At 39.7% G+C, this 20,899-nt stretch carries 23 protein-coding genes, 1 pseudogene and 1 other annotated feature; of the genes and pseudogenes, 22 read left to right on the forward strand and 2 right to left on the reverse strand.

What is annotated here, in order from left to right; translation table 11 throughout:
- Nucleotides 1-219: 219 nt before the first annotated feature.
- The 10 genes from FB379_RS07560 to pheA all read left to right on the forward strand — a co-directional run bounded on the left by FB379_RS07560 (nucleotide 220) and on the right by pheA (nucleotide 7,886).
- The gene (locus FB379_RS07560; RefSeq protein WP_066249572.1) at nucleotides 220-1,014 is read left to right on the forward strand and encodes a M23 family metallopeptidase; all 795 of its coding nucleotides are present in this window, start codon (nucleotides 220-222) and stop codon (nucleotides 1,012-1,014) included.
- Nucleotides 1,007-1,873 (forward strand): M50 family metallopeptidase, encoded by an 867-nt coding sequence (locus FB379_RS07565; protein WP_144597693.1) that lies wholly within the window; start codon nucleotides 1,007-1,009, stop codon nucleotides 1,871-1,873. Before FB379_RS07560 ends, FB379_RS07565 begins: the two co-directional genes overlap by 8 nt.
- A gap of 59 nt (nucleotides 1,874-1,932) precedes the next feature.
- The gene (locus FB379_RS07570; RefSeq protein WP_144597694.1) at nucleotides 1,933-3,399 is read left to right on the forward strand and encodes an Rne/Rng family ribonuclease; all 1,467 of its coding nucleotides are present in this window, start codon (nucleotides 1,933-1,935) and stop codon (nucleotides 3,397-3,399) included.
- A gap of 51 nt (nucleotides 3,400-3,450) precedes the next feature.
- Nucleotides 3,451-3,526, forward strand: a sequence feature (ribosomal protein L21 leader region).
- Nucleotides 3,527-3,539: 13 nt separating this feature from the next.
- A complete protein-coding gene (rplU, locus tag FB379_RS07575) occupies nucleotides 3,540-3,848 on the forward strand; it encodes a 50S ribosomal protein L21 (protein ID WP_063387953.1) in 309 nt (102 codons plus the stop codon).
- Nucleotides 3,849-3,863: 15 nt separating this feature from the next.
- The gene (locus tag FB379_RS07580; RefSeq protein ID WP_063387954.1) at nucleotides 3,864-4,202 is read left to right on the forward strand and encodes a ribosomal-processing cysteine protease Prp; all 339 of its coding nucleotides are present in this window, start codon (nucleotides 3,864-3,866) and stop codon (nucleotides 4,200-4,202) included.
- Between the two features lie 12 nt (nucleotides 4,203-4,214).
- On the forward strand, nucleotides 4,215-4,505 hold the full coding sequence (gene rpmA / locus FB379_RS07585) for a 50S ribosomal protein L27 (protein WP_063387955.1): 291 nt from the start codon (nucleotides 4,215-4,217) through the stop codon (nucleotides 4,503-4,505).
- A gap of 120 nt (nucleotides 4,506-4,625) precedes the next feature.
- Nucleotides 4,626-5,174, forward strand: a complete 549-nt coding sequence (locus tag FB379_RS07590) for a Spo0B C-terminal domain-containing protein (protein ID WP_066249564.1) — start codon at nucleotides 4,626-4,628, stop codon at nucleotides 5,172-5,174.
- 28 nt (nucleotides 5,175-5,202) lie between these two features.
- Complete coding sequence (obgE, locus tag FB379_RS07595) at nucleotides 5,203-6,498, forward strand: GTPase ObgE (RefSeq protein ID WP_063387957.1); 1,296 nt, start codon at nucleotides 5,203-5,205, stop codon at nucleotides 6,496-6,498.
- A gap of 67 nt (nucleotides 6,499-6,565) precedes the next feature.
- Nucleotides 6,566-7,009: an ACT domain-containing protein gene (locus tag FB379_RS07600; RefSeq protein WP_063387958.1), complete on the forward strand. Its 444-nt coding sequence runs from the start codon at nucleotides 6,566-6,568 to the stop codon at nucleotides 7,007-7,009.
- Between the two features lie 22 nt (nucleotides 7,010-7,031).
- Nucleotides 7,032-7,886, forward strand: a complete 855-nt coding sequence (gene pheA / locus FB379_RS07605; RefSeq protein WP_063387959.1) for a prephenate dehydratase — start codon at nucleotides 7,032-7,034, stop codon at nucleotides 7,884-7,886.
- Between the two features lie 41 nt (nucleotides 7,887-7,927).
- On the opposite strand, the gene FB379_RS07610 is transcribed toward pheA, so the two are convergent.
- On the reverse strand, nucleotides 7,928-8,467 hold the full coding sequence (locus FB379_RS07610; protein WP_063387960.1) for a transcription repressor NadR: 540 nt from the start codon (nucleotides 8,465-8,467) through the stop codon (nucleotides 7,928-7,930).
- A 22-nt stretch (nucleotides 8,468-8,489) separates the two neighbouring features.
- Complete coding sequence (locus FB379_RS07615; RefSeq protein ID WP_242009313.1) at nucleotides 8,490-9,578, reverse strand: IscS subfamily cysteine desulfurase; 1,089 nt, start codon at nucleotides 9,576-9,578, stop codon at nucleotides 8,490-8,492.
- A gap of 154 nt (nucleotides 9,579-9,732) precedes the next feature.
- Between FB379_RS07615 and nadB the strand changes: the two genes are divergently transcribed.
- The 12 genes and pseudogenes from nadB (at nucleotide 9,733) to queA (ending at nucleotide 20,888) form a co-directional block, all read left to right on the forward strand.
- Nucleotides 9,733-11,274: an L-aspartate oxidase gene (gene nadB / locus FB379_RS07620; RefSeq protein WP_144597696.1), complete on the forward strand. Its 1,542-nt coding sequence runs from the start codon at nucleotides 9,733-9,735 to the stop codon at nucleotides 11,272-11,274.
- Nucleotides 11,271-12,116, forward strand: a complete 846-nt coding sequence (gene nadC / locus FB379_RS07625) for a carboxylating nicotinate-nucleotide diphosphorylase (RefSeq protein ID WP_144597697.1) — start codon at nucleotides 11,271-11,273, stop codon at nucleotides 12,114-12,116. Before nadB ends, nadC begins: the two co-directional genes overlap by 4 nt.
- Nucleotides 12,113-13,225: a quinolinate synthase NadA gene (gene nadA / locus FB379_RS07630; protein ID WP_144597698.1), complete on the forward strand. Its 1,113-nt coding sequence runs from the start codon at nucleotides 12,113-12,115 to the stop codon at nucleotides 13,223-13,225. The genes nadC and nadA overlap by 4 nt, the downstream gene beginning before the upstream one ends.
- Nucleotides 13,226-13,521: 296 nt before the next feature.
- Nucleotides 13,522-13,669 (forward strand): annotated as a pseudogene (gene safA, locus FB379_RS19210) (SafA/ExsA family spore coat assembly protein); the annotation flags it as partial.
- Between the two features lie 1,161 nt (nucleotides 13,670-14,830).
- The gene (gene nadE / locus FB379_RS07640) at nucleotides 14,831-15,571 is read left to right on the forward strand and encodes an NAD(+) synthase (RefSeq protein ID WP_130156071.1); all 741 of its coding nucleotides are present in this window, start codon (nucleotides 14,831-14,833) and stop codon (nucleotides 15,569-15,571) included.
- A gap of 95 nt (nucleotides 15,572-15,666) precedes the next feature.
- Nucleotides 15,667-16,335 carry a YhcN/YlaJ family sporulation lipoprotein gene (locus tag FB379_RS07645; protein ID WP_066249549.1) on the forward strand — a complete coding sequence of 223 codons (669 nt, stop codon included), beginning with the start codon at nucleotides 15,667-15,669 and terminating at the stop codon, nucleotides 16,333-16,335.
- A gap of 110 nt (nucleotides 16,336-16,445) precedes the next feature.
- Nucleotides 16,446-17,171, forward strand: coding sequence for a YebC/PmpR family DNA-binding transcriptional regulator (locus FB379_RS07650; RefSeq protein WP_144597700.1), 726 nt, complete (start codon nucleotides 16,446-16,448; stop codon nucleotides 17,169-17,171).
- A 237-nt stretch (nucleotides 17,172-17,408) separates the two neighbouring features.
- Nucleotides 17,409-17,918, forward strand: a complete 510-nt coding sequence (locus tag FB379_RS07655; protein WP_235600442.1) for a BofC C-terminal domain-containing protein — start codon at nucleotides 17,409-17,411, stop codon at nucleotides 17,916-17,918.
- Between the two features lie 100 nt (nucleotides 17,919-18,018).
- Entirely contained in the window at nucleotides 18,019-18,627 is a 609-nt protein-coding gene (gene ruvA, locus FB379_RS07660; protein WP_063387968.1) for a Holliday junction branch migration protein RuvA, read from the forward strand.
- Between the two features lie 10 nt (nucleotides 18,628-18,637).
- A complete protein-coding gene (ruvB, locus tag FB379_RS07665) occupies nucleotides 18,638-19,639 on the forward strand; it encodes a Holliday junction branch migration DNA helicase RuvB (RefSeq protein WP_117016756.1) in 1,002 nt (333 codons plus the stop codon).
- Nucleotides 19,636-19,836: a DUF2905 domain-containing protein gene (locus FB379_RS07670; RefSeq protein ID WP_063387970.1), complete on the forward strand. Its 201-nt coding sequence runs from the start codon at nucleotides 19,636-19,638 to the stop codon at nucleotides 19,834-19,836. The genes ruvB and FB379_RS07670 overlap by 4 nt, the downstream gene beginning before the upstream one ends.
- Before the next feature lie 23 nt (nucleotides 19,837-19,859).
- Nucleotides 19,860-20,888 carry a tRNA preQ1(34) S-adenosylmethionine ribosyltransferase-isomerase QueA gene (gene queA, locus FB379_RS07675; RefSeq protein WP_063387971.1) on the forward strand — a complete coding sequence of 343 codons (1,029 nt, stop codon included), beginning with the start codon at nucleotides 19,860-19,862 and terminating at the stop codon, nucleotides 20,886-20,888.
- The last annotated feature ends 11 nt before the right edge of the window (nucleotides 20,889-20,899 follow it).

A 20,899-nucleotide genomic window follows, 5' to 3' on the forward strand; every position in this document is an offset into this window, starting at 1 on the left:
TTTCTCGGATAGCACCATATTTTATTTTGCTTCATCCAGTATTCCTTTGAACCAGAAAACAGTGAAGAACCTACTTACTAGGTTGTAGGTAAAAGTTCTATATCAAGGTCAAAGATAAACATTTGCCTAGATATCGCTTTAAGAAATGCAAAATGGCTTTATTGTCATAAACGGTAAGGACAGGGCATAAACTTGTACAAAATTGCAAAAGGATGATGGATGATGAATCGTCGAGCAAAAGAAATAAAAAAACGAATAGCAAAGCGTAAACGAAAAAGAATGAACAGCATGCTTTCGAGCAGTTCAAGCAGCAGTGATGATACATCTGTTCCATTTATCAATCAAATCACACAAGAAAACGTGCAAGTTGACGCGGACTCCCCTCTTTATGTAGAGGCAGAAGGAAGTAAAAATTTTCATCCATTGTTTCGTTCGGACGTTTTTATAACAAAATTGCTAATCTCTGCCTGCATCGTCCTGATGATCGGTATTATTTTTAAAAATGACCGGGCAGAATTTCTGAAAGCTAGAGATTTCGTCAGCCATGTGATGGAAAAGGAGTTTAACTTTGCATATGTTTCCAAATGGTACGAAGAACAATTTGGGAATCCATTAGCGTTTTTGAAAAAACAATCGAAAGAGGAAAGTGGATCTAAAGAAAGTCAATATGCGGTTCCGGCATCAGGAAAGGTGCTTCAGAGCTTTAAAGATACCGGGCAAGGCGTGATGATCGAAACAAATAATAAAACGGTAGAGGCCATGAATGAAGGAATTGTTATTGAAGCTGGAAAGAAGGAGGATACTGGTCTGACTGTGGTGATTCAACATGCTGATGGAATAGAAACCTGGTATGGGAACCTGGAAGAGCTAAATGTAGCGCTGTATGACTTTGTCGAAACGGGAAAACCTGTAGGCAAAGTAAAGCAAAGCCAAAACCAGCACGGAACATACTATTTTGCCATAAAAAAGGGCGACACATTTATTGACCCGAGTCAGGTGATCTCATTTGAATAAATATTTTTCCTTATTGTCGAAAATACATATTCATCCTATCTTTTGGGTGTTGATTGCAATCGGAGCAATGACAGCGCAATTTAAAGCTCTTTGCATCCTTTTCTCAATAGTTTTTATTCATGAAATGGGGCATGCTGTTTGCGCCAGTTTTTTTTCATGGAGGATCAAGTCCATTCAGCTTCTTCCTTTTGGCGGTGCAGTGGAAATGGAGGAGCATGGAAATCGTCCCTTGAAAGAAGATCTGTTTGTTGTTATATCTGGACCGATTCAGCATTTTTGGATGCAAATAGCTGCATGGATTTTTTGGGAAGCAAATTTCATAAACGACTCTACATATGAAATGTTTATTTTTTTTAATATGTCTATTTTCCTTTTTAATCTTCTTCCCATTTGGCCCCTTGATGGAGGAAAGCTTCTTTTTATTTTGCTGAGCAAACAAAAACCTTTTTCAGTTGCTCATAAGGAAATGCTTCGCATATCTGCAGTTGTTTTTTCATGTTTGTTCCTTTTTTTTCTTTTTTTCAACCCTACTCTTTTAAGCGGGTGGATTATCGCAGCCTTTATCGTCCACTCCATTTATACGGAATATAAACAAAGACAATTTGTATATATTCGTTTCTTGATGGAAAGGTATTATGGAAATCATCAAGCGTTCACAGTGTTAAAGCCGATCATTGTTGATCGCGATGATTTGATTTACCACGTGCTGCTGAAATTTCAGCGGGGTTGCAAACACCCTATTATAGTGGAGGACGATGGAAAAAAACTTTTTCAGCTTGATGAAAATGAGCTGCTGCACAGTTTTTTTTCGGAAAAAAAGACGGACGGAAAAATGGGCGATTTACAGTACGTTTATTGACGCCTGCAGGAAAACATGGTATTGAAATAGGAAACAATACATGAAAAGAGGTTGTTGGGTTGCGGCAATTAATTATAAATAAAAAAACGGATGATGAACGCATTGCATTATTGGAAAACGGACGACTGGCGGAAGTATGGATAAAAGAAAAAAACAAGATTGTCGGCAACATTTATAAAGGAAAAGTAACAAAAGTCCTTCCTGGTATGGAGGCTGTTTTTGTTGATTTAGGTCAGGGAAGAAACGGCTATCTTCACCGGAATGACATTATGTCATATTTTGAGACGTCCCGAACGAATGAGGCATTAAAAAATAAAAATGTCCGGCATTTTATTTCTCAAGGTGAAGAGGTAATCGTTCAAGTTGTAAAAGAATCAGGAGAATTTAAAGGCCCTAAAGTCACAATGAATATTGAATTGCGATCCCCTTTTTTTGTATATCAGCCCTTTGGCCGCACGGTGGCAATTTCCAAAAAAATTATTTCCCAGGAAGAAAGAAAAAGATTGCAGCTTCTCGGGGAAACGTTATGCTCAAACAAAGGGGGCATCGTTTTCCGAACTGCTGCGGAAAGAGCGGATGACCAAACAATAAAAAAATGGTTTGATGACATGCTGAGCAGTTTTGAACAACAGCTGAAAAGCAAAAAAGTGCCGAGCTTATTATTCGGTTCAGAAAGTTTTGTAGAGCAAATTATCGCTGAAATTTCACCGCATGTATTGGATGAAATTGTCATTGATGACATAAGCACTGTAAAAGAATTGAAAAAAAATTACGGAGAATTGTTCCCATTTTCCATTGATTTTTATTCCGAAAACGAAAATATTTTTTCTTATTATGCAATCGAACATGAAATCGAAAAGGCGCTGAAAAAAATTGTTTGGTTAAAAAACGGCGCGTTTATCGTAATTGAAGAAACGGAAGCAATGATTGTCATTGATGTTAATACAGGGAAATTTTCGGGGAAAAATACGTACCGAGATACGGTTTTAAAAACCAATGAGGAAGCGGCAAAAGAAATTGCCCGGCAGTTAAGATTAAGAAATTTGAGCGGAATCATTTTGATCGATTTTATTGATATGGAGAAGGAAGATCGAAGCCGGATTTTGAGATTGTTTCAAAAAGAATTGGAAAAGGACCGCATTTTCACAAAAGTCATCGGTTTTACCGAATTAAATATATTGCAATTAACAAGGAAAAAAACTCGAAAATCTCTTTCCGAGCTTTTGCTCGAACCATGTCCAGCATGCGGCGGAACAGGAAGAAAAAGGACGGTTGAAAGCATTGCTTTTGAACTTGAAAGAACCCTTCTTGAACATGCTGGATCAGATGACGAAGCCGTCCTTGTAGAAGCGGCCCCGGAAGTTTGCGATTTTTTTACATGTGAATATGAGAAACATTTAAAAAAGCTTGAAGAACTAATAGGCATGAAGATTTTCTTCAGTCCTTCCGATCATGTAAAAGGATTCGAAATTCGCCAATGGGGAACAGAAGAGGAAGTGGCTTTACGGATCTCCAAAATGTATTGACATATACATTCATATTTTGTTAAGATCAATTTGTTATTGTTTTTTGTAGCACCCGTGCTACAACCGCTCAGTTTGGGTTTGAAGCTCGGTTATCCGACACCCTAATCTGGCGAGTCTTAGTTAAATAGGAGGTGCAGAATATGTACGCAATCATTGAAACTGGCGGGAAACAAGTGAAAGTTGAAGAGGGTCAAGCCATTTATGTGGAAAAATTAGACGCTCAAGAAGGTGAAACAGTTACTTTTGACAAGGTGCTTTTCGTTGGAGGAGACAACGTAAAGGTAGGTAACCCGCTGGTAGAAGGAGCTACGGTTACGGCAAAAGTTGAAAAGCATGGCCGAGGTAAGAAAATTATCGTTTTTAAATATAAACCGAAAAAAAATTACCGTAGAAAACAAGGTCATCGCCAACCGTACACAAAAGTTGTCATTGAAAAAATTAATGCATAATAAAGGCTGTTTCATATGATACATGTGACCATCCATCGTTCGAAAGAAGGATTCATCCGGTCGTTTACAATGAAAGGGCATGCGGACTTCGCAGAGCACGGGAAGGACATCGTATGTGCAGGCGCTTCAGCTGTTTCTTTTGGAGCAGTAAATGCGATCAAAGCTTTAGCCAATGTCGATATGAATGTTGAACAATCGGAAGAAGGCGGATTTTTGCACGTACAGGTTCCTGATCAAGTTGACACGGATTCATTTGAAAAAATCCAATTATTGCTTGAAGGAATGCTTGTTTCATTACAAACGATCGAGCGAGGGTATGGAAAGTTTATTCGAATCGTTACAAAAAAAGATTAGGAGGTGGCACTCATGCTAAAATTGGATCTTCAATTTTTCGCATCGAAAAAAGGAGTTGGATCCACGAAAAACGGACGTGATTCCATCGCAAAACGATTAGGTGCAAAACGTGCGGACGGCCAATTTGTTACAGGCGGCTCCATTCTTTATCGTCAAAGAGGTACAAAAGTTTATCCTGGTTTGAATGTTGGCCGCGGCGGGGATGATACGCTTTATGCGAAAGTAGACGGCATCGTCCGTTTTGAACGATATGGACGCGACAAGAAAAAAGTCAGCGTGTATCCAATAGCAAAAGAAGCATAAGCAAACACTTGAAAAACTCTAGCCTTTTTGGTTAGAGTTTTCTTTTTCGGTGTTTTTTTAATGGAAAGTTGATATAATTTTTGTACATGTTTAAAAAGATAGCTTGATGGGAGTGGAACCATGGCTGATCAAAGAGAGAGATGGAGTATTGTTGACGCATTAAGCCACTCCAGACATGATTGGATGAATAAATTGCAATTAATTAAAGGTCATTTATCATTAAAAAAATACGATCGGGTGAAGGAAATTATTGATGAAATTGTCGTGGAAGCAAAGCAAGAATCAAAACTTTGCAATTTAAACATGCCCAGTTTTGCAGAGCTGCTTTTAACATATAACTGGAAAGGACACCTTCTCATTTTGGATTATGAAGTGCTAGGGGAAGCGATGGATTGTTCTGGTCTAGATGAGGAAATGTTCCATTTTACAACAGATCTTTTTCAAATCCTTAATCAAAATATTGATAAAAAACAAGAAAATCATATAACCGTAACATTAGAACTCTTTAAAACAGAAAACAATGTCCGGTTCTTTTATGATTTTAATGGTATACTAACGGATGATAAGACTCTTTTAACATTTTTAGAGCAGTACCAATCAGATGCAATCACCATTCAACAAATACATTTTGATACATATGAATTTACATTGATGGTCAGTAAGTCGTGATGAAACAATGAAAGGAGGCTGAAGCTCAATGTTTGTCGATCAAGTGAAGGTATATGTGAAGGGCGGAGATGGCGGGAACGGCATGGTTGCTTTCCGCCGTGAAAAATATGTTCCGAAAGGAGGCCCTGCAGGGGGAGACGGCGGAAAGGGCGGAGATGTGATTTTTGAAGTGGATGAAGGTCTTCGGACGTTAATGGATTTTCGCTATAAAAAACATTTTAAAGCTCCAAAAGGCGAAAACGGGATGTCTAAAAATCAGCACGGGAAAAATGCCGAACCCCTTGTTGTGAAAGTTCCTCCCGGTACTGTTGTAATAGATGATGATACAAAAGAAGTGATCGCAGATTTAACCGAGCACGGGCAAAGAAGCGTGATTGCCAAAGGAGGACGGGGCGGCAGAGGAAACACCCGATTTGCCTCGCCAACGAATCCGGCGCCCGAAATATGCGAAAAAGGAGAGCCGGGCGAAGAACGATATGTAACATTGGAATTAAAGCTTTTGGCTGATGTCGGGCTTGTCGGATTTCCGAGCGTTGGGAAGTCCACTCTTTTATCAGTTGTATCAAGTGCTAAACCAAAAATCGCTGCCTACCATTTTACAACGATTGTGCCGAATTTAGGTGTTGTTGAGACCGAAGACGGACGCAGTTTTGTGATGGCAGATTTACCTGGTCTTATTGAAGGCGCTCATCAAGGAGTAGGTCTTGGACATCAATTTTTGCGTCATATTGAAAGAACAAGAGTCATCGTTCATGTCATTGATATGTCCGCAATGGAAGGCCGTGATCCGTATGAGGATTACCTGACGATCAATGAAGAATTAAAACAATATAATTTAAGGCTGACGGAGCGGCCGCAAATTGTTGTCGCCAACAAAATGGATATGCCAAATGCTGCTGAAAATCTTTCACAATTTAAAAGAAAGCTGCAAGACAAAAATGTCAGCATTTTTCCAATATCAGCCGTTACACGCCAAGGAATTCGCGAGCTGTTATTTGCTATTGCCGATTTATTGGAAAAAACGCCGGAATTCCCTCTTTACTTTGACGAGACGGAAACATCTGCTCCGAATCGTGTCGTGTATACATTAAAGGATGAAAAGCCGAGCTTTACCATCAGCCGTGACAGCGATGGAGCGTTTATTTTATCAGGTGAAAAGGTTGAAAAGCTGTTTAAAATGACCGATTTTTCAAGAGACGAATCCGTTCGCCGTTTTGCAAGACAGCTTCGCAAAATGGGGGTAGACGACGCATTAAGAGAGCGCGGTGCAAAAGACGGGGATACAGTAAGGCTGCTGGAATTTGAATTTGAATTCATTGAATAAAACATTTTGCACATAAAATCTGTGTCCTTCATGCTTCATCGCATATGGGTGGGAAAGGAGACGGTAGATGAAAGACGAAATTTTTTATTTGGTAAGGGAAGATGTGCTGCCGGAAGCAATGAAAAAAACGCTCGAAGTGAAAAAGCTTCTTGAACGAGGCAAAGTCTCGTCCGTTCAAGAAGCAGTGCAGCTCGTTGACTTGAGCCGAAGTGCGTTTTATAAATACAGAGACGCGGTTTTTCCTTTTCATACTGTTGTCAAAGAAAAAATCATTACGTTGTTTTTCCATTTAGAAGATCGTTCCGGAACGCTGTCGCATTTGCTTAAAGTTGTGGCTGAAGCAGGCTGCAATGTGCTGACAATTCACCAAACCATTCCGATTCAAGGAAGAGCCAATGTGACTTTATCATTAAACACGAACGGAATGAAAGAAGATATGAACGTTTTATTATTAAAATTGCGGAAGCTAGAATTTGTAGAAAAGGTCGAACTATTAAGTTCAGGTGCATAGAATTAGGAAGGAAGATATACAGATGAAAATCAGCTATTTGGGACCGAAAGCAACATTTACTCATTTGGCCGTCTCAAAATTTTTTGAAAACGATGTAAAACTAGTCCCTTACCGAACGATTCCACATGTCATGGATGCAGTCGTCAAGCAAGAAACAAACATTGCCGTTGTTCCGCTTGAAAACGCGCTTGAGGGGTCGGTCAATCTTACAATTGATTATTTAATTCATGAAAATACACTGCATATTGTCGGTGAAATTGTTGTTCCAATCAAGCAGCATTTAATGGTTCATCCTTGCAGGAAGGATGATTGGAAAAAAATCGAAAAAGTATTTTCTCATTCACATGCTATTGCACAATGCCATAAATTTTTACATGAGCATATGCCGGATGTTTCGATCGAATATGCCACATCGACAGGAGCCGCTGCAGAATATATCCATCAACATCCGGAAGAAAATATGGCTGTCATTGCCAATGAGTTGGCGGCAAAAGAGTATGATTTAGCTATTGTGAAATATAATATTCACGATTATGATTACAACCATACACGATTTGTTATTTTACATCCGGATCAAGATTTTCAAATAGAAAATAACCACCATAATAAAGTCGGTGAAAAGACGACATTAGTTGTAACGTTGCCGACAGACCATGTAGGCGCCCTGCATCAAGTATTGTCTGCATTTGCATGGAGAAAACTGAATTTATCAAAAATTGAATCTCGTCCAATGAAAACGGGATTAGGAGATTACTTGTTTATTATAGATATAGAATCAAAAATGGATGATGTTTTAATACCCGGGGCAATCCAAGAACTGGAGGCTTTAGGCTGCGGCGTCAAGATTCTCGGAAGCTTTCCGGCTTATAAACTATAAAAAAAGCCGAGCATCCATTGCAGGATGCCTGGCTTGATTAATCAATGATCGTCACGAATTAAAAATCCTGCTTGATCAAGAGCTGCACAAACTTCATTTAAAGTTTTTTCATTGTCGGCAAGAATGGTGTGCAAATGAATGCCGTTCGTTAATTCCGACAAATAAGAGGCGTTTGTTGTTTCGATTTTTTTTATGAACTCATCTACTTCTTTTCGATTGCTTACCATAATCGATGCGGTCAAATCCCCGTACACTGGATGTTCAACGATCACATCTTTTACAGTCGCTCCGTAATCAACAATAATGTTCAATTCCTCCTTTGTTTTTTCCGGAGCGTGCTTGCAGGCAATAAGACGTTTCGCTTTTTTTGCCTCATTCGTTCTTTCTTTTAAATACATATATCCCTGACTTGTGGCTAAAATCGGTTCTCCGAGTGCTTTTAAAAGAGAAATATCTTGAACGATGACTTGACGGCTGACATTCGTCCGTGAGGCCAATTCCCCTCCCGTGATCGGCCGATTTTCATTTTTTAACCATTCGAGAATCACTTCCCTCCGCTTGTCCCCTAATATTTTTTCCATAAACACCAACCTTTCAAAACTCTTATCGAACGATGGATAGAATCGCATTGATAAGCTCATCGACTTCCGAGATTGTATTTGTAATTCCAAAGGAAATACGAATAAATTGATGAGCGGAATCTTTGTCAAAGCCGATTGAAAGAAGGGTTTTAGAAGGATGACTATTTCCAGCTTGACAGGCGCTTCCAGTTGAGACCGCAAATCCTTTTCGGTTCAATTCGAGCATTACAAATTGACCTTCTAAACTGTTTGTGACAACACCAACAATATTTGGGAGAACCTCTTTTTTCGTTTCATTGACAATCGTTATCGTGGGCAGCTGTTTCTTTAATTGACTGATCAAATGCTGCTTGAGCTTGATGAAATGGTTAAAATACTTCTCTCTTTGATTATAAAACTCATTTGCGGCAGTGACAAAGGAAAAAATGCCTGGAACGTTGACAGTGCCTGGACGAAATCCGTCCTCATGTGTTGTTCCGGGAATCACTGGCGACCAGCTTGCTGCTGGATGAATATACACTGCTCCTACGCCCTTTGGACCGTAAATTTTATGTGAAGAAAATGTATAGGCATCAGCATTCATCTCATCGACGGGAATCAACAGTTTTCCAAACGTTTGCACACAATCGGTATGAAAGTATATTTTCCTCTTTTTTAAAAACAAGCCAATTTCCTTTATATTTTGAATTGTTCCGATTTCGGAATTGCCGTGCTGGATGGTGACAAGGGCCGTATCTTCACGGATTTCTTCTTCAAGATGCTCCATTAAAATATTTCCATTTTGATCATGCTTTAAAAATGTAATGTCATATCCTTTCGCACGCAATAAAGACAAATAATGGTCAATGGATGCATGTTCAAGTGAAGAAGCAATAATATGCTTTTTGTTTGGCGTGCTATTTAATAATGATTGGATGGCCAGTATGTTGCCTTCAGAACCGCCGCTAGTAAAATAAACACCGTTTGGATCTCCTCCTAATAACGCTGCAAATGCTTTCCTTGACGCTGTCAATAGTTCATACGCTTTGCCGCCGATATCATGCAGACTGCTTGAGTTTCCGTAAGCAAATTTTTCCGCTTCGGTGTATGAAGCAATCGCTTTTTCACTCATGGGGGTCGTTGCTGCAAAATCAAAGTATATCAATTGTTTTCGCCCCTTTCTATTCAAGCCTTAAAAATTTTGTGAAAAATTCCTCTTGTCAATATTGTATTTTTGTGTAAATATATGTGTCAAGACATGTGTAAATTTATAAGGGGGGTTGTTGATGACCCATTATGATGTCATCATCGTCGGAAGCGGTATTGCCGCATTAACGGTTGCAAGCGAATTATGTGAAAAAATGAACATATTAATGATTACAAAAACGATGAAAACTAGTTCTAATTCTCATTTGGCTCAAGGTGGAATTGCATGTGCCATACATGAAAATGATCATAGCTGCCTTCATTATGAAGATACATTATATGCTGGGCGCTACCACAATAAAAAGGAAGCAGTTGAGCTGCTCGTACAAGAAGGAAAGGAAATTATTTCATCCCTTATGGATGAGGGCTTTCCATTTGACAAGGACGAGCAAGGAAATGTGGATTTAGGAAATGAAGGGGCGCACTCCTTTCGCCGCATTCTCCATGCAGGAGGAGATGCGACGGGAAGGAAAATGGTAGAGCATTTTTTAAAAAAAATAACAAACCGGATAACAATCAATGAATATCAGTTTGTTTGTGATGTCGTTGTAAAGGACGGAAGGGCAGTTGGCATTATTACCAAAACAGCAGATGAAAATATACATGTCTATACAGCCTCCCATATTATTTTGGCAACCGGCGGCTGCGGTCAAGCTTATGAATGGACATCCAATCATCCGAACGCAACGGGAGACGGACTTGCCATTGCTTTTCGGGCTGGATGCAGGCTGATCGATATGGAGTTTACACAGTTTCATCCAACAATGCTTTATATAAACGGGACATGCAGAGGATTGATTTCTGAAGCGGTCAGGGGTGAAGGCGCTGTATTGATCGATGAAACGGGGCAAAGATTTATGAGCGAAATTCACCCATTAGGTGATTTGGCTCCTCGAGATGTTGTTGCCCGCGCAATTTATCGTAAATATCGGGATGGACATCAAGTGTATTTGGATATTTCAGAAATTCAATTTTTTTCCGAACGTTTTCCGACGATTGCTGAGATGTGTCGGCAAAATCGGGTAAATTTGAGCGAGAAGAAAATTCCTGTAGTGCCTGGCATGCATTTTTTAATGGGCGGAATTGAAACCGATTTAGTCGGCAGAACGAATATCGATCGGCTTTATGCTGTAGGCGAATTGGCGTGTACCGGTGTCCACGGGGCAAATCGTCTAGCATCAAATTCTCTTTTAGAAGGTCTTGTATTCGGAAAAAGGATTGCAAAATTTATACTGGATCAGCGGCTGTCTTCACAGGAGAGTTTTGGGGATTTCCATTGGAACGAACATGAAAAAACAGAGGTTCCAGAAAAAGGAGAAATACGCAAAATATTGACAAAATGGGTTGGAATCGAACGGACGCATGGAGAACTGGCATGGGCTGTTTCATGGCTGAAGCGATATGTCAAATATTTTCCATTAAATGCTATAAGTTATTCAATTGAAGAAATCGAACGGATTAACATGATCACAGCCGGATATTTAATAGCTAAAGGAGCTCTTTTACGAAAGGAAAGCCGCGGCGGCCATTTCAGGATCGATTATCCAGGGGAAAAACCTGAATGGCTGGAAAAACGAATTGTACAAACAAACGAGCAAAGGATAGGGGCGGTTGAAACATGAATCAAATAAAACTCGAGCAGGCATTGAAGCAATTTTTTATGGAAGACATAGGAGACAATGATTTGTCCAGCGATGCGATTTTCTCAGAAAACGACCGAGGATCGGGCGTCATAAAAGCAAAACAAAGCGGAGTTTTTTGTGGAGAAAACGTGGTGAAAACCGCTTTTTCGATGTTAAACCCCAACCTTGAAGTTCACATGTTTGTAAAAGATGGACATGAGCTGACAGCGGGGGAAGAGATTGCCGTCATAAAAGGTTCTATTCGTTCCATCTTACAAGGAGAGCGCGTAGTGTTAAATCTGCTGCAGCGAATGAGCGGGATCGCAACTTTGACAAAACAAGCGGTGCTGACGTTAAATTCAACGCATACAAAAATTTGTGATACAAGAAAAACAACACCTGGGCTGAGAATGTTTGAAAAGTATGCTGTCCGCATAGGGGGAGGATATAATCACAGATTTGGTTTATATGACGGGGTGATGATTAAAGACAACCATATTGCCTTTTGCGGTTCGATTACAAAAGCAGTTGAAAGGGCAAGAAATCGGGTCGGCCACATGGTAAAAATTGAGGTGGAGGTTGAAACGGAAGAGCAATTGAAAGAAGCAATTTCAGTACATCCCGATATTATCATGTTTGACAATTGCCCGCCTGAACAAGTGAAAAAATTTGTTGCTATGACTCCGCCTGATATTATTACAGAAGCTTCAGGCGGAATTACGTTAAAAAATTTAGCGGATTACAAAGATACAAATGTTGATTTTATATCGCTTGGGTTTATTACCCATTCAGCACCTTCAATAGACATTAGTTTATCTTTTTCGGGGAGGAATGAGCTATGAATCTTTTTGAATTGTTGGATGCTTCAAAAACAGAAATGATGCCTGAAGATTATAAACATCGATCTGTGGAAGAATTGGAAAAACGTGTGACAGAAATTAAAAAGAAATTCGGAACAAGACTGATGATCCCAGGTCATCATTATCAAAAAGACGAAGTGATCCAATTTGCAGATGTAACAGGAGATTCGTTAAAGCTGGCACAAATAGCGCAAGAAACAAAAGATGCCGAATATATTGTCTTTTGTGGTGTTCATTTTATGGCAGAAACAGCAGACATGCTGACATCGCCTTATCAAAAGGTGATTCTTCCGGATATGAGAGCTGGCTGTTCGATGGCGGATATGGCAAATATCAAACAAACAGAAGCCGCTTGGAGCAAGCTGCAAGAGCTTTTTGACGACACGATTTTGCCATTAACATATGTCAATTCATCAGCAGAGATTAAAGCTTTTGTCGGTAAAAATGGCGGAGCAACGGTAACCTCCTCAAATGCTGAAACGATGCTGGCTTGGGCGCTGAAGCAAAAAAAGAGAATTTTGTTTTTACCTGATCAGCACTTAGGGAGAAATACTGCCTTTAAACTGGGTATTCCCCTTAATAAGATGGCTGTCTGGGATCCGATTGAACAAAAGCTGCATTATGATGGAACAAGGGAAGATGTCGCCATCATCTTATGGAAAGGCCATTGCTCAGTGCATGAGAAATTTACAGTAAAAAATATTGAACATATTCGCAGCAAATATCCCGATATGAAAATTATCGTTCATCCTGAATGTACATTTGAGGTTGTTCAGATGGCCGATTATTCGGGATCCACGAAATATATTATTGATACGATTCAAAACTCCCCGAAAGGAAGCAAGTGGGCAATCGGAACAGAAATGAATCTAGTGAATCGGTTAATACAAAATAATCCCGACAAAGAGATCGTTTCTTTAAATCCATATATGTGTCCGTGTTTAACAATGAATCGAATTGATCTGCCCCACTTAGTTTGGGCGCTGGAATCAATCGATAAAGGAAAAATAATTAATCAAATCATTGTGGATGAATCAATTAAAGAGTATGCAGTTCTTGCATTAAATCGCATGCTGGATCATAGCTCATAAAAAGGAAAAAATTGCAATCGCCCATATGCATGCGGGATAGCAAAAGTACGAAGAACAATTTGAATGCCTGGGGTCCTCCCCGGGTTTTTTTATTTTTGTAATTTTTGCAGCATAAATCAGCAGCTGTGTACTGATATCGATATCAATTGGCTTTTAAAAAAGAGGATCGTTTTTCTTAGCCTTCATTTTTAAATCATAATCCCACTAAAATTTGCATAAGTTGTGATGAAGAAGATTTATGAATGTTTTGATTCGAAAGTTGTATAGGCAGTACGTTTTCACAGGAGGGGGAAACAGTGAAAATCCACATTGTTCAAAAAGGCGATACACTATGGAAAATTGCTCAAAAATATGGAGTCGATTTCCAGGAGTTAAAAAAGTTGAATTCCCAATTGAGCAATCCTGATCTTATTATGCCAGGAATGAAAATAAAAATTCCAACTGGCGATGTGCCAATTAAAAAGGAAGTGAAACATGAATTAAAGAAAGAAGTGCCAAAAGTAGCTTTTAAAAAGGAAGCAAAGGAACATCCTTTTGCAGAGGAAAAACCTGTTGCTCCTATTGAGACGGAGGAACCGGAAGCAAAGGAGAAGCCGTCTAAACCATATGTGCCTCCCGTTCCAAAAGTTTATCAGCCTTACTATCCGAAAAAAACTGATGTAAGCAATTATTTTATGCTCAATATGCCGATGATGAATATCCATGAAGAAGCGGAAAAGGCTCCAACGCATCCCTATGCTTCAAAAGATTCCAAACCGCAGCTTCCGAAAAAGCCTGAAAATGTGTTTCATGAAGTTTTGGATAAAGGAGAAGAAAGTAAAGAGGAGGACAACAAAGATATGACGAATCCGCAATTTTCGAATGTCAATCCATATTATGGGGCCCAATGGCAGCCTTATTACGCGCCTGTCTGGCCAAATATTCCGAACCCTGCCCCGAATTATCAATATGTAAGCCCACAACAATATGACGAAGATTTTGATGATGATGAATATGATGAAGCGTATGGTTACGAAAACGTTGCACCTAATATTCCGCCCAATATTCCGCCTAATGTTGCACCTAACATTCCGCCAAACGTTTCACCAATACAATACAGTCCGCAACCCGTAGTTCCATATGTACCATATCCTGTTCTTTGTCCACCGTTTCCATTCTTAGGATGCCATCCGGTATCTCCTGTATATCCAGGATCAGGATTGGCGCCGACACCTTATGCTGCACCTTATGGAATGCCGCACGGTCAATGGGTAAGCCCGGAGGCGGCGGAAAATCAAGAATTTGCAGAGAATATACCTCATACTGGAGCTTTTCCGAGTCATCAGGATGACTGCGGCTGCGGAGGTCCTGTACCTTATGGATATCGAGCGGCTCCATTTGTACCATATGGAATACCGCATTACCCTTATGCTGTGCCTTACTATGATTATAACCAGTTCGTTGCACCGCAAGATGAAGAAGATGAAGATTAATTTTATTGGAGACGATGATAAAAATCGTCTCTTTTTTCTTTGAAAATTTCATGACATGATTTATTTTTCGTAAAACACAATATGATACAATGGATAATAAAAAGAAATGATGCTAAGGAAGGTGCATGACATAATGCAGGAAAAAATTGCAAAACTAATCGAATGGCTTCAAAATCAAGTAAAAAACGCAGGATTAAACGGTGCAATTGTCGGAATAAGCGGGGGAATTGATTCCGCCGTAGTTGCTCATCTCATTAAGCGAGCGTTTCCTGAGCATTCGCTTGGCCTAATCATGCCATGTAAAAGCAATCCGAAAGATCAAGAAGATGCTTTAAAAGTAGTGAAAAGCTGCAACATTGATTATATGGTGATCGACTTGACCGAAACTCATGAAACGCTTTTTCACGCCATTCAAAAAAATATTCAAGCTAAAAACGATTGGAATGAAGAAGCATCAAGATTAGGCGACGCGAATACGCGCGCGCGGCTCAGAATGACAACATTATACGCTGTGGCAAACAATTATCGTTACATGGTTGTTGGCACAGATAATGCAGCTGAATGGTATACGGGCTATTTTACGAAATACGGAGACGGCGGTGTAGACCTTGTTCCTCTTGTACATTTTACAAAAGGCGAAGTAAGGGAAATGGCAAAAATTTTAGGAGTTCCGGATGAAATTATTAATAAAGCTCCAAGCGCCGGTTTGTGGGAAGGACAAACGGATGAAAACGAAATGGGAACAACATATGATATGATTGACAAATTTTTAAAGGGAGAGGAAATTCCTGAGAAAGATAAAGAAATCATTGAAGCGCTGCATAGACGTTCTGAGCATAAACGAAATTTAGCGGCAGCACCGCCAAAATTTTAATTAATTGCCGGGAACTAACAGCAATAAACCTCCCCTGATAGAACAAGCTATTGATGAGCTATTATGCTCAAATTGTTTTTCAGGGGGTTTTTTCATTGAGAAAATCAGTTTCCGCAGCTATTGCCCTTTCTTTTATGACAATTGGTCTTGCGGCGTGCAACAACAATAATGGTGCATTGGATGACCGTGATCGAAATGGTGCAGCACCAATTGGCTACTATTCAGCTGATCGGGATCGCAATTTTGATTACGTTGATAATGATGGACCGATCACTGAAATGTTTGACGGCGGAATGGATGACAATGATATGCTCCGCGATGCAAATGACCGCAATAGAGACCGCTCGCTGACAGTGAACGATAGAAGAAACAACGGCTTCCAAAGAAGCGATGTCAATTATCATAATCATTTACGGGATGTGGGCTCGAATAATGCTCAATTAGCCGAACGAATTTCTGATCAGGTAAGCCGGCTGAAAAACGTGCAGGATGTTGATACGCTCGTAACAAATGACAGGGTTGTAGTAGCGATCAATACAACTGATCGAAACGAACAGAATGTAAAAAATCGAGCCAAACGAGTTGTATCAAGACTGGCTGGAAATAAAAGCATCCATATTGTAACAGACGAGGAAACTTTTACTCGCGTGCGAAACATTAATAATAACTTGAATAACGGTACGGATGTTGGGGAAGATATCCAACGTCTATTCAATGATATTGGAGAAGCTGTAACAGAGCCTTTTGACGGAAATAACCGCTAACGAGACAGGGAGAACTCCTCCCTGTTTCTTTTGTGAAGAACAATTTTTCCCGCTAAATAAAATATGTTATATTAAAAATCGAGATTTGTTTATGAGAGGGGATTTTTAGAATGGCAGGACATTCTAAATGGAAAAATATTCAAAGAAGAAAAAATGCCCAAGATGCGAAGCGGGGCAAAATTTTTATGAAATTGGCAAAAGAAATTTATGTTGCGGCTAAACAAGGCGGAGGAGATCCTGACGCGAATCCGAGCCTCAGACTTGCCATTGACAAGGCTAAAGCTGCCAACATGCCGAACGATAATATAGAACGAGCAATTAAAAAAGCGACCGGCAGCCAAGATGGAGCCAACTATGAAGAAATTACATATGAAGGATATGGCCCCGGCGGTGTCGCTGTAATGGTAAAATGTCTGACGGACAATAAAAACCGTACAGCAACAAGTGTTCGCACTGCTTTTAATAAAAACGGAGGAAACTTAGGAGAAACTGGTTGTGTATCCTATATGTTCGAACGAAAGGGATATATTGTTATTGATGGTAACGGAATTGAAGAGGATGACTTGTTTCTTGAAGCAATTGACGCTGGAGCAGAAGAATTAGAAGCGTCAGGTGAGGCGTTTGAAATTTATACCGCTCCTGAAAATTTGAATAATGTAAAAACCGCTTTAGAAGAAAAAGGATATAAACTGGAAACAGCGGAAATCACATGGATTCCTCAAACGTACACGCAACTAGATGAAACAACAGCTGAAAAAATGTACAAATTAATCGATGTCCTTGAAGATGACGACGATGTCCAAGAAGTCTTCCATAATATGCAGGAAGATGAGTGATTGAAAATTTGTTGATATTAACGATTTGAAAAATCTAACAGCTGAAAAAATGAAATTGTTAAGTTATCCATTTTACTTTTTCTAATTGAAACGTATTAATATACAAGCATGCCATGATATACAAGGTAGTTTCCATAATATGTAATAAGATGAAGAATCAGGACTAAGGGTTAAAACTTCTCATGATGGCTACAATAAATAAAAACAAATGTGTTATAAGTTCAGGAGTGGTGGCATGTGAAAAAGGTATTTTGCCTCTTTTGTTATACTTTGATGATCTTAGCTTTTTGTCATTTCCATCCTGAAGCATCTTTCGCAAATGCGAATCATCATTCCTCGACAGTTGAAGTCATCTTGAGAAGAGTTTATCTTGATGGCGAAGTGAGCGAAGAGGTCAAAACAGAACATCATCATTCTATCGCAGATGTAATTGCGAAATATCAAGATTGGCAGGTTGTTCGTCAGGATGGCGACGAAATTGTCTTTCAAAAGCAAATTGATGACCTCTCTCCTTTATTAAAAACAAATGGTTTTTTCGGTATTATGGAAGACGGGACTTTGTCGATTTTTAACGGGAAGCCTGACGCAGACAATGAAGTCATTCAGTCTTTTTTCCAGATCGATATAAAAAAACTGGAAAGCTATCGCCACCTGCAACTAAAAAGAGGAATTCCCGTAAAAAATAAAGAGAATTATTTAAATGTCATCAATACCTTTAAAGCTTATTCTGCTGATGAATTCAAATAAAAGGACCGATGCTTTTGGCATCGGTTTATTTTTGCAGTTCTTTCCCTGACGGAGCGAGTTCTTTATGTTAAAATAGGTTAAGTGATGAGAGGTGAACGCAGTGATTGAGTTTATCCGCGGAGTTGTAGATCATATATCAATAGATTCAATTGTGATCGATCGGAACGGAATCGGCTTTCAAATTTTCACTCCCAATCCTTTCAGCTATCAAAAACATATAAAAAAAGAAGTGACAGTTTATACATATCAATATGTAAGGGAGGATCTCCTCGCTCTGTACGGATTTTCAAGCCGTGAAGAAAAGACTCTCTTTTCCAAGCTTTTAAACGTAACAGGAATCGGTCCGAAGGGTGCTCTGGCGATCCTGGCTTATGGGGATGCAAAGCAAGTAGTGGAGGCCATTGAAAATGAAGATGAAGCATTTTTAGTAAAATTTCCTGGTGTCGGAAAGAAAACAGCGAGGCAAATCATCTTAGATTTAAAAGGGAAGCTCGTCGAATTCGTTTCAGAACCGTCTTCCAACATGTTAGCTAATCAGGTACAAACAAACCAAAAACATAGCAATCATTCGCTTATGGAAGCGATCGATGCACTGAAAGTTTTAGGATACAGTGAGAAAGAGATAGCAAAAATCAAGCCGTCATTGGAAGGTGAATCGCTCTCAACTGATCAATATGTGAAAAAAGCATTGAAACTGCTTTTGAAATAAGGTGATAGCAATGGAGGAAAGAATTGTTGCAGGCGAAGCTGAAGCGGGAGAAAAAGATTTTGAATTCAGCCTTCGTCCTCAATCTTTCGATCAATATATCGGTCAATCAAAGATTAAGGAAAACTTAAAAATATTTATTGAAGCGGCAAAGCTTAGAGAAGAAACGTTGGATCATGTTCTTTTATATGGACCTCCAGGGCTCGGGAAAACAACACTTGCAACGATTATCGCAAATGAGATGGGGACGAATATCCGCCATACTTCAGGGCCCGCGATTGAACGGCCGGGAGAATTAGCGGCTATTCTCACTTCTTTAGAACCGGGGGATGTTTTATTTATTGATGAAATTCACCGGCTTAATCGTTCTATCGAAGAAGTCTTGTACCCAGCGATGGAAGATTTTTGTATAGATATCGTCATTGGAAAAGGATCAAGCGCCCGCACGATCAGGTTGGATCTGCCACCGTTTACACTTGTTGGTGCAACAACTAGAGTCGGCTTATTAACTGCTCCTTTAAGGGATCGATTTGGTGTGTTAAGCCGCTTGGAATATTATCAAGAGCACGAGCTCTCAAAGATAGTCAAGCGAACGGCCAATCTGTTAAATATCGAGATTGAAGAGCAGGCAGCCGTTGAAATAGCCAGAAGATCGCGTGGAACGCCAAGAATTGCGAACAGGCTTCTTAAAAGGGTCAGGGATTTTGCGCAAGTGCTCGGATTTGAAAAAATCAGCGCCCATCTTGCCGAAGACGCCTTGGAGCGTTTGCAAGTGGATAAACTTGGATTGGATCATATCGATCATAAACTTCTTTTAGGGATCATTGAAAAATTCCAAGGAGGACCCGTTGGAATTGAGACCATTTCAGCGACAATCGGTGAAGAAGCGCACACAATTGAAGATGTTTATGAACCGTATTTATTGCAAATCGGTTTTATTCGGCGAACACCGAGGGGAAGAATAGTAACAGATCTTGTGTATAAACATTTTCAAATGGAGGTGCCGAAAAGATGACGGAATTTCCAAAGCTATTGATGGTGCTTGGCGGTATTTTGCTTTTTATCGGCTTATTTATGCAAGTTGTCGGCAGACTGCCAGGAGATATCGTGGTAAAAAAAGGGAATTTCACCTTCTTCTTTCCGATTGTCACATGCATTGTCATTAGTTTGCTTTTAACGTTCATTTTTTCTTTTTTAGGACGGTTTAAATAATGGACAGAAGCTAGGTGAACAGGATGAATATCGAATTATTTGACTTCGAATTGCCAGAGGAGCTGATTGCCCAAACTCCGTTGAAGGAGAGGGATGCTTCAAGATTAATGATTGTTGATAAAAAAAGCGGAGATATTACGCACAGCAGATTTAAAAGCTTAATTGAGTATGTATCTCCGGGTGATTGCCTTGTTTTAAATGATACGCGGGTCATGCCGGCCAGATTGTACGGGGTGAAAGAAGAAACCGGGGCCAAAGTGGAAGTTTTATTGCTAAAAGAAAAAGAAGGGAATGTTTGGGAAACCCTTGTAAAACCTTCAAAGCGCGTCAAAGTAGGGACAACATTAAATTTCGGAAACGGCCTTTTAAAAGGAACATGTGTAGGAACTCTTGAACACGGCGGTAGAATCATTGAATTTCAATACGAAGGCATTTTTTTGGAAATTTTGGATCAGCTTGGGGAAATGCCATTGCCGCCATACATTAAAGAGCAGCTTGATAATAAAGAACGATATCAAACCGTTTATTCCCGAGAAATTGGTTCAGCAGCTGCACCGACTGCAGGTTTGCATTTCACGGATGAAATACTCGAAAATATAAAAAATAAAGGGATTCATATCGCTTTTATAACGCTGCATGTTGGGCTTGGGACATTTCGTCCAGTCAGCAGCACAAACATTACAGAACATAAAATGCATGCGGAATTTTATCAAATGACAGAGGGAACGGCCCGCTTATTAAATGAAGTAAGAGAAAAGGGAGGACGTATTATCGCAGTCGGTACAACTTCAACAAGAACGCTGGAAACAATTGCTGGAAAACATGGAGGCAAATTTGTCGAAGAAAGCGGTTGGACAGACATTTTTATTTATCCGGGCTACAATTTTAAAGGAATAGACGGACTCGTTACAAATTTTCATCTTCCTAAGTCTTCTCTGATCATGCTTGTCAGTGCGCTGGCTGGAAGAGAAACAATTCTTCGCGCGTATGAGGAGGCTATAAAGGAAAAATACCGTTTTTTCAGCTTTGGAGATGCCATGCTGATTATTTGAAGCAGAATAGA

The sequence above is a fragment of the Aeribacillus composti genome (assembly GCF_007827555.1).
Taxonomy (GTDB): Bacteria; Bacillota; Bacilli; order Bacillales; family Aeribacillaceae; genus Aeribacillus; species Aeribacillus composti.

What these genes read in the sequence shown, in the direction of transcription:
- FB379_RS07590 (WP_066249564.1), top strand. Translation starts at nt 4,626, where the DNA reads ATGGCTGATCAAAGAGAGAGATGGAGTATTGTTGACGCATTAAGCCAC.
- rpmA (WP_063387955.1), top strand. Translation starts at nt 4,215, where the DNA reads ATGCTAAAATTGGATCTTCAATTTTTCGCATCGAAAAAAGGAGTTGGA.
- nadA (WP_144597698.1), top strand. Translation starts at nt 12,113, where the DNA reads ATGAATCTTTTTGAATTGTTGGATGCTTCAAAAACAGAAATGATGCCT.
- FB379_RS07580 (WP_063387954.1), top strand. Translation starts at nt 3,864, where the DNA reads ATGATACATGTGACCATCCATCGTTCGAAAGAAGGATTCATCCGGTCG.
- rplU (WP_063387953.1), top strand. Translation starts at nt 3,540, where the DNA reads ATGTACGCAATCATTGAAACTGGCGGGAAACAAGTGAAAGTTGAAGAG.
- FB379_RS07670 (WP_063387970.1), top strand. Translation starts at nt 19,636, where the DNA reads ATGACGGAATTTCCAAAGCTATTGATGGTGCTTGGCGGTATTTTGCTT.
- obgE (WP_063387957.1), top strand. Translation starts at nt 5,203, where the DNA reads ATGTTTGTCGATCAAGTGAAGGTATATGTGAAGGGCGGAGATGGCGGG.
- nadB (WP_144597696.1), top strand. Translation starts at nt 9,733, where the DNA reads ATGACCCATTATGATGTCATCATCGTCGGAAGCGGTATTGCCGCATTA.
- FB379_RS07610 (WP_063387960.1), bottom strand. Translation starts at nt 8,467, where the DNA reads ATGGAAAAAATATTAGGGGACAAGCGGAGGGAAGTGATTCTCGAATGG.
- ruvB (WP_117016756.1), top strand. Translation starts at nt 18,638, where the DNA reads ATGGAGGAAAGAATTGTTGCAGGCGAAGCTGAAGCGGGAGAAAAAGAT.
- FB379_RS07600 (WP_063387958.1), top strand. Translation starts at nt 6,566, where the DNA reads ATGAAAGACGAAATTTTTTATTTGGTAAGGGAAGATGTGCTGCCGGAA.
- FB379_RS07560 (WP_066249572.1), top strand. Translation starts at nt 220, where the DNA reads ATGATGAATCGTCGAGCAAAAGAAATAAAAAAACGAATAGCAAAGCGT.
- pheA (WP_063387959.1), top strand. Translation starts at nt 7,032, where the DNA reads ATGAAAATCAGCTATTTGGGACCGAAAGCAACATTTACTCATTTGGCC.
- FB379_RS07615 (WP_242009313.1), bottom strand. Translation starts at nt 9,578, where the DNA reads ATGAGTGAAAAAGCGATTGCTTCATACACCGAAGCGGAAAAATTTGCT.
- FB379_RS07650 (WP_144597700.1), top strand. Translation starts at nt 16,446, where the DNA reads ATGGCAGGACATTCTAAATGGAAAAATATTCAAAGAAGAAAAAATGCC.
- nadC (WP_144597697.1), top strand. Translation starts at nt 11,271, where the DNA reads ATGAATCAAATAAAACTCGAGCAGGCATTGAAGCAATTTTTTATGGAA.
- nadE (WP_130156071.1), top strand. Translation starts at nt 14,831, where the DNA reads ATGCAGGAAAAAATTGCAAAACTAATCGAATGGCTTCAAAATCAAGTA.
- queA (WP_063387971.1), top strand. Translation starts at nt 19,860, where the DNA reads ATGAATATCGAATTATTTGACTTCGAATTGCCAGAGGAGCTGATTGCC.